The organism is Longispora fulva, from assembly GCF_015751905.1.
Taxonomy (GTDB): Bacteria; Actinomycetota; Actinomycetes; order Mycobacteriales; family Micromonosporaceae; genus Longispora; species Longispora fulva.
On record NZ_JADOUF010000001.1, the window covers coordinates 495,151 to 507,429 of the forward strand.

At 68.6% G+C, this 12,279-nt stretch carries 10 protein-coding genes; 8 read left to right on the top strand and 2 right to left on the bottom strand.

All coding sequences use genetic code 11. The features are described from left to right. Positions 1–9: 9 nt before the first annotated feature. Positions 10–762, bottom strand: a complete 753-nt coding sequence (locus IW245_RS02115) for a class I SAM-dependent methyltransferase (protein WP_197001503.1) — start codon at positions 760–762, stop codon at positions 10–12. A 557-nt stretch (positions 763–1,319) separates the two neighbouring features. Between IW245_RS02115 and IW245_RS02120 the strand changes: the two genes are divergently transcribed. Then, positions 1,320–2,057 (top strand): VOC family protein, encoded by a 738-nt coding sequence (locus IW245_RS02120; protein WP_197001504.1) that lies wholly within the window; start codon positions 1,320–1,322, stop codon positions 2,055–2,057. A gap of 61 nt (positions 2,058–2,118) precedes the next feature. Here the strand turns inward: IW245_RS02120 and IW245_RS02125 are convergent, their stop codons facing one another. Then, a complete protein-coding gene (locus tag IW245_RS02125; protein WP_197001505.1) occupies positions 2,119–3,459 on the bottom strand; it encodes a preATP grasp domain-containing protein in 1,341 nt (446 codons plus the stop codon). Between the two features lie 209 nt (positions 3,460–3,668). On the opposite strand from IW245_RS02125, the gene IW245_RS02130 reads away from it, so the two are divergent. The 7 genes from IW245_RS02130 (at position 3,669) to IW245_RS02160 (ending at position 12,271) form a co-directional block, all read left to right on the top strand. Further along, positions 3,669–4,568 carry a 2OG-Fe dioxygenase family protein gene (locus IW245_RS02130; protein WP_233473198.1) on the top strand — a complete coding sequence of 300 codons (900 nt, stop codon included), beginning with the start codon at positions 3,669–3,671 and terminating at the stop codon, positions 4,566–4,568. 12 nt (positions 4,569–4,580) lie between these two features. Then, positions 4,581–4,994: a GFA family protein gene (locus IW245_RS02135; RefSeq protein WP_197001506.1), complete on the top strand. Its 414-nt coding sequence runs from the start codon at positions 4,581–4,583 to the stop codon at positions 4,992–4,994. Positions 4,995–5,006: 12 nt separating this feature from the next. Next, positions 5,007–6,185 (top strand): MalY/PatB family protein, encoded by a 1,179-nt coding sequence (locus IW245_RS02140; protein ID WP_233473199.1) that lies wholly within the window; start codon positions 5,007–5,009, stop codon positions 6,183–6,185. Positions 6,186–6,244: 59 nt separating this feature from the next. After that, positions 6,245–7,507: an MFS transporter gene (locus tag IW245_RS02145; RefSeq protein ID WP_197001507.1), complete on the top strand. Its 1,263-nt coding sequence runs from the start codon at positions 6,245–6,247 to the stop codon at positions 7,505–7,507. A gap of 183 nt (positions 7,508–7,690) precedes the next feature. Continuing rightward, positions 7,691–8,350 (top strand): DUF4232 domain-containing protein, encoded by a 660-nt coding sequence (locus IW245_RS02150; protein ID WP_197001508.1) that lies wholly within the window; start codon positions 7,691–7,693, stop codon positions 8,348–8,350. A gap of 109 nt (positions 8,351–8,459) precedes the next feature. Further along, positions 8,460–9,482: a glycoside hydrolase family 25 protein gene (locus IW245_RS02155; protein ID WP_197001509.1), complete on the top strand. Its 1,023-nt coding sequence runs from the start codon at positions 8,460–8,462 to the stop codon at positions 9,480–9,482. A gap of 32 nt (positions 9,483–9,514) precedes the next feature. Continuing rightward, positions 9,515–12,271, top strand: a complete 2,757-nt coding sequence (locus tag IW245_RS02160) for a hypothetical protein (RefSeq protein WP_197001510.1) — start codon at positions 9,515–9,517, stop codon at positions 12,269–12,271. The last annotated feature ends 8 nt before the right edge of the window (positions 12,272–12,279 follow it).

Genomic DNA, 12,279 nt, shown 5'->3' on the forward strand with positions numbered 1-12,279 from the left:
TGTGCTTTCCTACTTCGCGCGGCACACGAAGTACCAGCGCGGAGCGAAAGACTTGATCCATGGAAGATTGGAAACTGCGAAATCCAGGTCGTACAGTTGGGCGGACGCATGTATCACCGCGTCGAGGCCCTGCAGCCGGGAGATGACGGGCAGGGATCGCCAGATCTCCATGACGCCAAATCCGTAGACCCTCTCCGGGACGAGGCCCACCTGTCCCAGGAGCTGCCTGAGTTCTTGATAGCGGTACGCGTTGTACGGAACGCCCTGGTCGGCCCACAGCGCCTTGAAGTACTCGGAACTCGGGTGCTGGCTTCCCGCCATGTCGAGCACGACTCGGCCGCCGGGGCGGACGACTCGTGCGATCTCCTGGAGAATCGGCCGGTCCTCCGGCACTACCGACAGCACGGCGAATGAGTAAGCCATGTCGAAGGAGTTGTCCCCGAACGGCAGGGCTTTCGCGTTCTCCTGACGAAGTTCGACGTTTGAGATCTCGAGCTCGGCGAGGCGGTCGCGCCCTGACTGCAGTACCTCGTCGTTGAGGTCCACGCCCGTCACATGTCGATAGTGAGGGGCCGCCTGAATCGCGTACAGCCCGTTGGCGCACCCGACGTCGAGCGCTAGGGAGTCGGAATCCGAGTAGCGCCTCAGAAGCTCAGACCGCCATCGGTTCGCGACCACGCGATGAGGTCGTTCGAATCCGTAGGTCTTTGCTCTCTCCGTCATGTATTCGTTCAGGGGGAGTTCGTCCGGTGAAATGGTCATGGAACTGACCTCTCGTCATCATGTGGACGTGGGAAATGGCCGGTTGACCGTGTGCCTCGATAGTTCGCACACAGAGGACCGGACGCCCGTTCGGAGGTGAAATTGCATACCCGAGAGGCCCGTGTACGACACGGGCCTTTGGTTGGCGAACTAAGCTACGAAGCGGGCGCTATCGCGACGACTGCCGACGCTTCGGATGGCGGATCTTTGGTTGGCCTCATTTTCATCACCCCGTGAATGTGGCACCCCATGTGAGGTACGCGTCATCATGTGACAGCGTCCAGCTGTCCGCAAGGCCCATTAGCCCTACAAAACTGGGCAACACAGTCTCAGTCGCAGTGACATGCGTCACAACAAATCGTGGGTGGACTCGATACGGGGAAGTGAAGTCCGTAGTTCCAGAGTCGGCGTTGAAACTGCCAGGGTCTGAATTTCCGCGCGGTCGAGATGATGGCCGGCTGGTCAGGCCCGGCACCTTCTGGCAGTTCTGGAGCGGCCGTCAGCTTGACTGGCTTCGGGGTGCCGCCTCGCCCCAGTGATCATCTAGGATCGCTGGCATGGCGACGCGGCTGGTGCAGATCAACATGAAGGCTCGGGACGACTCGGCTCTGGGCGGCTTCTGGGCGGCGGCGCTCGGCTGGGGGATCTCCAGCGAGGGACCCGGCGTGACGAACCTCGAACCCGAGGGTTTCGTCTACCCCGACCCCGTCGCCGTCTGCATCGACCTCATCGTCTCCCCGGAACCCAAGACGGTGAAGAACCGCGTGCACGTCGACCTCGCCACCACCTCGGCCGCCCATCAGGCGGAGCTGGTCGCGCGCCTGACCGCTCTCGGGGCGACACCCGCCGATGTGGGACAGGGCGACGTCCCATGGACGGTGATGGCCGACCCGGAGGGCAACGAGTTCTGCGTCCTGGAGCCCCGGGCGATCTACCGGGACACCGGCCCTATCGCGGCGGTGGTGGTCGACTGCGTGGATCCGCGCGCCATGGCCAGCTTCTGGGGTCAGGCCATGGACTGGACCGTGGGCGAGGTGACCGACCACGGCGCGACACTGCGCTCCGCCGCGGGAGTCGGCCCGTACCTGGAGTTCGTTCGCACGCCCGAGCCGAAGACCGTGTGGAACCGGGTCCACCTCGACGTCCGCCCGTACCCGGGTGATGACGTGGAGGTCGAGGCGGCGAGGCTGCGGGCTCTCGGTGCCACCGCCGTCGACCTGGGTGACAGTGCGGTCTCGTGGCGGGTCCTCGCCGACCCGGAGGGCAACGAGTTCTGCCTCCTCGCCCCTGGCTGACCCAACCCCGTCACACCCACGCCCCGTGCGGCCCGGTCCTCGGACGCCGTCATCGGGTCGCTCAGAGCTCGTTCAGCACTCTGCCCAGCTGCTCCTCGCGCTGGGACGTCTCCTCCCAGCCGCGGCCGACCACCACATACTCGACAGTGCCCGTCTCCTCGGTGGTGTCGTTGTAGATGATCACGCCATGGTCCGATCCCGGCGTGAACAGCAGCCCCTGCTCCTTCAGGGCCTTCGTGAGGATGGCGGACCCGGGCGCGGGCACGGCGATCCGCGAGGCGAGGACGTGGTGGTCGAGGTAGTCCTGGCCCAGCAGCCGTCGTCCGATGGTGTCGATGCCGGTCGTGCCGCCGACCCGCCCGTTGAACTCGTTGAACAGCAGTTCGCCCGACGCGGTGACGATCGCGTCGATGTTCATCGGCCCGTGGTAGCCGAGTTGCTGGGCGGCGATGGCGACCTGCTGCATGTACGCGCCCAGATGCGCGTGCAGCCGGGGTGTGAGGTTCTGTGGCGGGTAGACGCTGCCCTTCCACGTCTCGGCCATGCGCAGGTCGCTGTAGCTCATCAGCGTCGGCGCACCGACCCGCGGCACGGACATGTCAGCGGACAGTTCGCGGACCGACTCGTGGTAGACCTCGATGACGTTGCGCGCGGGACTGGCGCCGGCCGGTAGGTCGGGCACCTCCGTGAGACCGAACGGCCGCAGCGCCGACGTGACCGTCGCGCGATCTGTCGCCGTCAGGTGAACCACGTAGTGGGCGCCGGCCTCCTTGCCACCCTCGACCGTGGTCAGCAGGATGTTGCCGTCTCCGCCAGCGTTCACGTCCTGTTTGACGATGACGGCGCCGGTGCGGGCGAGCAGTTCGGACACGCCGTCGACGAGCTCAGGTCCGCGGTCCACCACGCGCCCCTCCGGGACGGGGATTCCGAAGGCCGTGGCCATCGACCGGAAGACCGACTTGGAGTTGACGAGTTCCGCGGTGCCCTGTGCGAAACGTACGGACTCCTCCGCGCCGATGCCGAGCAGGCGCTCCCAGCCGGCGATGTCCCGGTCGTGGATGTAGGACTCCAGACGCCACGGGTCCGCGGCACTGTCGCCGCCGGACATGAGGCCGCGCAGGACCTCGGCGAGCTCGGGTCGCGCGCCGGGATACCAGCCATCGCCGGGGTGGTCGCGCAGGGAGAGCACAGTGGGGGGTGACGCGAGGCCGAGCAGGTCGGCGACGTACGACAGCCACGCGTCACTGACCCTGCCGGGCAGGATCGCTATGTCGCCGTCGTTCATCGACCACAGCATCCGGTTGGCGAGGAAGCGGTAGGAGTCCTTCGCGTCGTCGGGGACGTCATCCGGCCGGGCCGCCATCACACGGCTGGTCGAATTGGCGAACATCAACTTTGGCAACGGTCGTCCTCTCGGTGTGGCGTGGTGTCCACCGTTCCGTGCCGTCCGGGAAATGTCTTCTCCCACCGTGCTCTCATCGCCGGGTACTGGCTCTCATGACGCTCCGTGATGGCATTTCTGAAGAAGCGACGGCCCGCGGCCGCTCCTACCATGATGTCCGACTTACAGATCGCTTACCGTCGGGTCATGTGTAGGGAGTGGTGAAGGCCGTGAAATACGAATCCGCCATGTCCACGGTCATGGATGTCAGGTCCGAGTACATCCGGACCCGATGGGCGTTCGTCGACGGGGCGAGCATGGTCTCGCTGCTGAGTTCGCTCGGCGCGACGGACGAGGACTTCGAGCGGCTGAAGCTGGTGAGCGACCAGTTGGAGTCGGACCCGACGCTGCCGTTCCGCAAGAGCAGGAACGGGCGGATCTGCCTGGACCCGCGGACGCGACGGGGATACCGGCTGGAGACGCAGCCCTTCGTTCTCTCCCGCGAGGAGGACTTCGTCCGGCACGACTCGGAGACGTTGCGCGGATTCGACGAGGTGCAGGACGACCTGCAGCTGAACACGGCGCTGCAGGCGATGCTCGTCTTCAAGTTCCTGGTCATCCACGGTGTCGACATCGCGCGCCGGCCCCGGCTGGACTACGGACGCGCCGAGTGGATCTGCACCCTGTTCAACCTGCGGACCGTCACGACCGCCGGCCTGCTGGGCGAGCCCGCGCTGGAGGGCGTGCACTCCGACGGGGTGGACCACACGATGACCACGTTCTTGTCCGCACGGAACATGACCGCCGACAGCGCGGAGACCTTCCTGCACGACATGAGGGAGGTCAACGGCATTCGGTGGAACGAGACGGATCCCGCGTTGGTCAGGGGTCGGGTGGGGCACCGCGACTTCCTGGACACCCTGCTGGTCGTCGATCACGAGTACAAGCACAGTGTCTCGCCGGTCTACCAGATCGACGACACGGAGTCGGCGCTGCGGGACATGCTCATCTTCTTCACCAGGAAGCCGACGGAGAAGGGGCACGTCTCGTTCCGGTACGACTCGGTCGCCCCGCACCGGACGCTGCCCATGTCGTTCGGCATGCCCGCGGCCCTCGCACTCGTGAACTGATCGGAGCACACGATGACGCACGAGGAGACCATCGAGCGCGTGTGGTACGACGGCAGCTGTCACTGCGGCGGGGTGGTGTTCTCCGCGGCGGCCAGCCGAAACCTGACCATCACACTGTGCAATTGCGGGATCTGTTACCGGCACGGTCATCAGGAACTGATGGTCCCGGAGGAGCGGTTCAAACTGATTCAGGGCCAGCAGTTCCTCAAGCCGTACCGGTTCGGCAACTGCATCGCCGACCACACCTTCTGCTCGGTCTGCGGCGTGCTGCCGTTCTACCGTCCCCGGTCGCATCCCACCGGCTACTTCAGTGTCAACGCGCGATGCCTCGACCTCGCCGCCGCGGAGCACATCGAGTTCGTGGAATTCGACGGTCAGAACTGGGAAGCGAGCATGGCGGCCAAAAAACACGTGTTGACGGAGTAGGTGACGTAGCCGGTGTGGAGAGGTTCCGATGCCGTCACGGTCGACGCGCTGCGCGAGCGCGGTGGGCTCAAGTGGGCCATGGCCGGCCCGGGGATGCTGGCCGCGTGTGTCGCCGAGATGGACTTCGGGACCGCTCCCGAGGTCACGCGGGCGTTGCACGACGCGGTGGACCGCGGTCAGGTCGGCTACCTGGCGCCTGAGCTGACGGCGCGACTGGCCGGGGCGTGCGCCGCCTGGCATCACGACAGGTACGGATGGGACCTGTCGCCCGAGGACGTGCGGCCGTTGCCGGACGTCATCCGTGCCCTGCACGTGGCCATCGAGTGCTTCTCCCGACCCGACTCCGCCGTCATCGTGCCGGTGCCCGCGTACCCGCCCTTCCTGGCCGTTCCCGGGTTGCTCGGTCGGCGCGTCCTCCAGATCGAGATGGTCGAGTCCGGGGGCCGCTACGCCTACGACCTGGACGCGCTGGACCGTGCCTTCGCGGCGGGCGGGGGGCTGCTCGTCCTCTGCAATCCCCACAACCCCGTCGGCGCGGTCATGGCGACCGGTGAACTCCTGGCCGTCGCGGAGGTCGTCGAGCGGCACCGTGGTCGGGTGTTCAGCGACGAGGTCCACGCGCCCCTCGTCTATCGCGGGCACCGCCACGTCCCGTACGCGACCACCTGCGACGCGGCGGCGGAGCACACGGTGACGGCCACGTCGACGTCGAAGGCGTGGAACGTGGCGGGGCTGAAGTGCGCCCAGCTGTTGACCAGCAACGACACCGATCGGAAACGGTGGAGTCACCTCGGCCGGCTGCACACCGACGGCACCGCCACCTTGGGCGTGCTGGCCGCCACGGCCGCGTACCAGTCGGGTGGGCCGTGGCTCGACACGGTGCTCGCCCGACTCGACCACAACCGTCATCTGCTGGCCGAACTGCTCGGCTCGCACCTGCCGACGGTCCGCTACACCCCACCCGAGGGCACCTACCTGGGCTGGCTCGACCTGCGCGACCACCCGCCGATACCGGACCTCGCCGAACGCGCGCGGGTGACCGTGATGGACGGCGTCGAGTTCGGCCCGCCCGGCGCGGGATTCCTCAGACTCAACTTCGCCACGACCCCCGCGATCCTCGCCGAGATCGTGCGACGGCTGGCGCACGCCGCGTGCGGTTCGGTCGATGACATCTCGGAGTCAGTCCATTGAAGGTCACCCTGGAGGGCCATGATGAGCGGCATACTGCCCGAGCCGGCGCGGATCGCGTCATGACCGTGCACGCGCAGGAGCGCGAACAGCCGGCCGACGACCTGCTCCGCTCCCATCGCGGTTTCCGGCTGCTGTTCGCCTCGGACGCGATCAGCCGCACCGGCGGCCAGGTCACCCTCGTCGCGCTGCCGCTGATCGCGGTGCTCGTACTGCACGCCTCCGCCCAGCAGGTGGGATTCCTGGTGATGGCGAGCACGCTCGCCTTCCTCGTCGTCGCGCTGCCGGCCGGGATCTGGGTGGACCGGCTGCGGCAACGGCCGGTGATGGTGGCCGCCGACCTGATCCGCGCGCTGGCGCTCCTGTCGGTGCCGGTGACCGTGGCGTTCGGAGCGCTCAGCCTCGAGCAGCTGTACGTGGTCGCCCTGGTGACCGGTGTCGGCAATGTCTTCTTCGACGTGGCGCAGCAGAGCTACGTCACGTACCTGCTGGGAAAGGACCGCCTGCTGGCCGGCTTCAGCAAGCTGGAGGTGGCGGGGAACGGGAGTCTGCTGGTCGGCTCGCCCGCGGCGGGGGCCCTGGTCCAGTGGATCACGGCCGCGGGCGCGGTGGCGTTCAACGCGGCCTGCCACCTGGTCTCCGCCGGGATGCTAGGCAGGATCCGGCCGCGGGAACCGGAGGTCCGACGGACCGGTGCGCGGCCGCGGCTGCACCGTGAGCTCGTCACCGGGCTGCGGTACGTCGTCGGTCAGCCGATTCTGCGGCGGGTCGCGCTGCACGGCATGATCGCCCTGTTGTTCGAGTACGCGCTGCTCACCGTCCAGCCGTTGCTGCTGGTGAACACACTCGGCCTGGGAGCCGCGGCCTACGGCGTGGTGACCGGGGCCATCGCGGTCGGCGGGGTCGTCGGGAGCGTGTTCGCCAATCGCGTCGTCTCCAGACTCGGGATAGCCCGCACGCTGTGGTTGCCGTTCGCCGTGACGTTCCCGCTGCTCCTGCTCATGCCGCTGGTGGGCGGTGGCTGGCTGGTGGCGCTGTATCCCCTCGGCTACGCGGCCTACATCGGCGGCAGCGCCATCCAGAACGTCGCGCAGATCACCTATCGCCAGGCCGTCTGCCCGCCCGAACTGCTCGGGCGGATGAACTCCGCCATGCGGTTCCTGATGTGGGGCATGATGCCTGTGGGCGGGTTGCTCGGCGGCTTTCTGATCCAGGTCGTCGGGGAACGCTTCGCCCTGTGGGTGTGCGCCGTCGGGATGCTGGCCAGCGCCCTGCCCATGCTCGGGGGATCGGTCTTCCGGCTGCCCCGGGACGCCGGCATCTAGCGCCGCGATCCCGGCGGGGCAGATCAAAGACCATTTTTCGGGTACGTGGGGTGCGCGGGCGGTTCCCGTCCCGTCCCGTTCGTCAGCTGGCCGACAGTTCACCGGAAAAGATCACCGCGCGCCTGTACCGTCCCGCTACGGCGTGCCGCGCGACGAGGCACCGGGATCGACGAGGAGCCGACCATGGCGACCAGGAAGTGTGTGCTCGTCCTAGCCGCCGTCGGCGTGCTGGCGGTCGGCGGCTGCGCGTCGGGCAGTACCCCGCCGGTGGCCGCGCCGCAGGGTGCGTCGCCGTCGAGCACCGCGTCGGCGACCGCGGCGGCGACCGCGGCGAAGACCGCTCCGGCCCCGGCGCCGAAGACCGTCGCGCCGCCCACCGGGGTCGCGGTCAAGGGCTGCACCACCGACCAGGTCAACGTGATCGTGGGGGAGAGCTCCGGGGCGGCCGGCACGCTCGTGCAGGAGATGGACGTGCACAACACGTCCGCCGTCACGTGCACCCTCACCGGGCGCCCGTTCGTCTCCGTGTACGGCAAGGTGCCGCAGGGCGGCGGCACGGTGGAGGCGACGCTGGGCGGCGTGGCCGTCGGCCAGATCCCGTCGACGTTCGGCCAGTTGGGCGCGGCAGCGACGCCGCAGAACCTGACGCACGGGGACTACGCGGTGTTCTTCCTGAAGTGGAGCCAGGTGCCGGTCGGTTCGAAGCCGTGCGACAAGGCCGACGGCTACGCCTTCCGCACCCCGGCGGACGCGAGTGTCAGCCACCTGGTCGCCTTCGCGTTCACGGTCTGCGGCGGCGAGGTCCAGGTCTCGAACTTCATGTCGAAGTCGTCCGGCTTCTAGCGCAGAGGCCCCTTCAGGGCCTTCCATCGACGCATCCACAACCTTGAGCGGACTTTGAGCGGTGCCCGCGACGCTGTGCGCAACTCGCACTCGTTCGCTCGGAGGCATCGTGACCGTCTGGATCGCCGACATCTCCAACTGGCAAGGGGACATCAACGCCGCCGGCATCGTCGCCGAGGGCTACGCCGCCGTGGTCTGCAAGGCCACCGAGGGCGGCGACTACACCGACCCGTGGTTTGACACGTACATCCCCGAGATCATCGGTGCCGGGGGCATTCCCGGCGCGTACCACTATCTGCGGGCCGGTGACGGCGGCGCGCAGGCCCGGCGGTTCCTCGACCGGATCCGCGCCCACGGCGGACCCGACGGCTGGCTCGTCCAACTCGACTGCGAGGCGGACGGCGGACCGCCGGAGATGGCCGCGTTCATGGCCGAGTGGAACGCCGCGACCGGCGACCACCCGGTGCTGATCTACTCCGGAGCCTGGTGGTGGGACGACCACACCGGCGGGTTCGACGGCTCCGCGCTCACGCCGTACCTGTGGCATTCCCACTATGTCGACGGCTCCGGATACGGCTCGCGGCTCTACGAGTCGGTGCCCGGTGACTGGTGGACGCCCGGCTACGGCGGATGGGACACGGCGACCATTCTCCAGTTCTCGAGCCACGGCCGGGTCGCCGGACAGGACATCGACGTGTCCGCCTACCGCGGCAGCCTCGACGACCTGCGCGTGCTCACCCGTGCCGGCACGCCGACCCCGATCCCGCCCGATCCCGACGCTGGAGGTTCCGTGTCCGACCTGTCCTACGCCCCGTTCGGCAAGCCCGCCGTGGTCGGCGACCGTGCCGCCGGTGTCATGCTCGCCGATCTGTGGGGAGCCGTGGCACTGGAGTCCAGCCCGTACCAGGCGAACACTCCGTTCCCCCTGGTCGCGCGGCTCCAACGCATCGAGGCGACGGTCAACGCCCTCGCCGCCGACATCGCGGCCATCCGGGCCGCGCAGGCGACCGGCGACGTCGACGTGAACGCCCTCGCCGCGGCACTCGCCCCGCACCTGCCCGCCGCGCCGACCGCCGCGGAGGTGGCCACCGCCGTGCGGCACGACGCGGCCGCGCACCTCGCCCGCGACTGAGCCGGTCCGCCACTCCTGGAAAGGGAAATCCCATGTCACTTGTCATCACCTTCACCGGACGGACCCCGCTGGCCGCCAGCGGGCCGAACGCCCGGTACCACGTGTGGACCTACGCCGTGCAGCCGACGTCGCCGTCGGACCTGCTCGGCAGCCAGCGCATCGCGTTGGCCCTGCCGGCCGACGTGGACGTCAAGGATCCGCGCCTGTTCCCCGACGTGCCGGCGCTCGCCGGCGCGTTCCTGGAACCCGACGCGAACATCAGCCGCCAGTACGTGGGCCGGGCCGTCAACGGACTCGGCCCGCAGACGATCACCTTCGTCGCGCCGGCCGACCAGACCGACCGGGAGTTGTTCCTGGTGGGCAGGGGTAGCGGAAGGCCGTGGACGGTGATGCCGTTCGCGAAGAGTCCAACGGGCGAGGTGAACAATGTCCAGCTGATGCCGGCGCCCGCCTCGAGTCAGCGCGTCTTCACCGGCCGGCCGGTCGCCGAGTTCGCGGGCACCCTGCCGTACGCCAGTGAGATATTCGGCGTCTACCAGCCCCTCGCGGGCTGGATCGGCCGGCAGGGCGCGCAGCGGATCGCCGAGGGCGCGGGGCTGACCGCCGAGCAGTTCGGCGGGGTCGCCGCGCGGGAGTTGGAGCACCCGGCGTTCGCCGCGCTCGCCGAGCAGGGCCAGCTGGAGGGCATCCTGTCGCCGGTCGGCCTGGTGAACCTGTTCCGCGAGTACTTCTTCGAGTTCGACACATTCCTCGGCGCGCCCGCCGGACACCTGTGGATCAGCCCGGGCGGCACCGTCGAGGTCATCGAGACCACCTCGCGCCGGTCGCTGGTGGAGAAGTCCGCCGAGCAGTCCGAGCAGACCGTCCGCCGGGTCGAGGAGAGCCTGACGGAGCAGACCGACGTCGCCGACGCGGTGAAGGAGAGCAACGCCAACGACACCACGCTGGGCGCGAGCGCCAGTGCGGGCGCGAGCTTCGCCGGCATCTACCACGGCGACGCGAGCGCGACCTACAGCGCGCACAACGCCACCGGCAAGTCCTCGGAGCAGACGCACAAGCACACCCGGACGCAGAGCTCCAAGGTCAGCAGTGAGATCACCCGGAACTTCAAGACGACCTTCAAGACCGTCACGGAGACGACGGACACGTCGAGCCGACGGTACGTCGTGCAGAACACCACCCAGAAGCTGCTCAACTACGAGCTGCGCCGCAAGATGCGCAAGGTCGGCGTCCAGGTCCAGCACCTGGGCACGCAGCTCAGCTGGCAGGTGTTCCTCGGGGCCGGCGGAGGCGGGGCGGCGACGGTGCCGGCGCCCGGCCGCAAGCTCGGCCTCGGCGAGCTGGTGCACGTCGTCCCCGCGCCCGACCTGACGTCGATCCGCAAGCCGGAGCCGCTCGCGCCGCTGAAGATCGAGCGCACCACCTACTCGGGCGTGTTCCCGATCCGGCAGCACCCGAGCAGCAAGAACGCCCCGCACCTGGACAAGACGTGGATCCGCTTTCCCGACCAGGACCGGATGCACCGCGACGACGGCGAGGAGGACGAGTACATCCGCGCGGACTGCACGTTCCACGTCGTCCCGCCCGGCCCGGACTACGTGCTGCGCAACGACATGATCGTCGTCACCGCGCACACCCAGGGCGGCGGCGACGCGAACTTCATCGTGCACGAGTTCACCGTGGTGAACGCCGCCGCCGGCGTCTTCAAGGTCCTGGTCGACGAGCTCAACTCCGGCGGCGGAGGCACGATCGCGCTGACGATCTCGCTGACGTGGGACCCGCCGGCGAAGAACCCCGGCCAGGAGGCGTTCGACGCGGCGATGGTCGAGTACCACCAGCAGGTCGCGCTCCTGCAACGCAAGACGTACGCCGACGCGGTCCGCGACCGGCTGAGCCTGCTGAGCAAGGTCCGGGCGCGCCCCTCGGAGGAACTCCGCAAGGAGGAGCGCCAGGTGGTGTTCGCCGACCTGGTCACCAAGCTGCGCAACGTCTCCGATCCGCACCTGGGCTCGGAGCTGATCCGGCAGATGTTCGACATCGACCGGATGCTGTACTTCGTGAACCCCGACTTCTGGCGGCCGGACAACGTCACCACGGTCGCGGGGAAGGACTCCCTCGGCCGGTATCCGGTGCCGGAGCACTCCTGGACGAACCTGTCCAAGGACCCGATCGAGGGCGAGACGGTGGTCAGCTGGTACTCGCACACCAGCTCCGAGTACCCGCCGGACGCGGTCACCGTGCCGCAGCCGGCCCCGACGGACCCGCCGACCCCGCCGGTCGAGCAGCCCCGGGAGTGGCGGGTGGACTACCTCATCACCGAGGACACCCTGCCGGCGCCGATGGGCAGTTCCCTCGGCTGGCTGATCCAGGCCGACGGCGACGAGCGGCGCAACGAGTTCCTCAACGCCGCCTGGGTGAAGGTCGTCCTGCCGATCCGGCCCGGCCACGAGGTCGAGGCCTTCCAGTGGCTGCGGGACGTCCACGTGGAGGGCGAGGCCGCCTTCGACAAGGACTACGCGTGGCAGCCGGGCGACCCGGAGGACTGGCGGGGCAAGAAGATCGGCTACGTGCTGGACAAGCTCGTCACCGAACTCCAGGCGACCAACTCCGACATCCGCAACACTCTCGCCACGGAGCGGGTGTTCGAGACCGGCTTCGACCCCCTGGAGGGCGGATTCCGCCCGGCCGAGCCGCACCAGATCTTCGACCAGTGGGTCGAGGTGCTGCCCACCGACCAGATCGTCGCGGTCGAGGTCACCTACGACCCCAAGACCGGCCAGCAGCTCTGAGGCGGGGA

Excerpts from the sequence above, each read along its gene's own strand:
- IW245_RS02115 (WP_197001503.1), bottom strand. The coding sequence starts at position 762 with ATGACCATTTCACCGGACGAACTCCCCCTGAACGAATACATGACGGAG.
- IW245_RS02120 (WP_197001504.1), top strand. The coding sequence starts at position 1,320 with ATGGCGACGCGGCTGGTGCAGATCAACATGAAGGCTCGGGACGACTCG.
- IW245_RS02135 (WP_197001506.1), top strand. The coding sequence starts at position 4,581 with ATGACGCACGAGGAGACCATCGAGCGCGTGTGGTACGACGGCAGCTGT.
- IW245_RS02145 (WP_197001507.1), top strand. The coding sequence starts at position 6,245 with ATGACCGTGCACGCGCAGGAGCGCGAACAGCCGGCCGACGACCTGCTC.
- IW245_RS02150 (WP_197001508.1), top strand. The coding sequence starts at position 7,691 with ATGGCGACCAGGAAGTGTGTGCTCGTCCTAGCCGCCGTCGGCGTGCTG.
- IW245_RS02160 (WP_197001510.1), top strand. The coding sequence starts at position 9,515 with ATGTCACTTGTCATCACCTTCACCGGACGGACCCCGCTGGCCGCCAGC.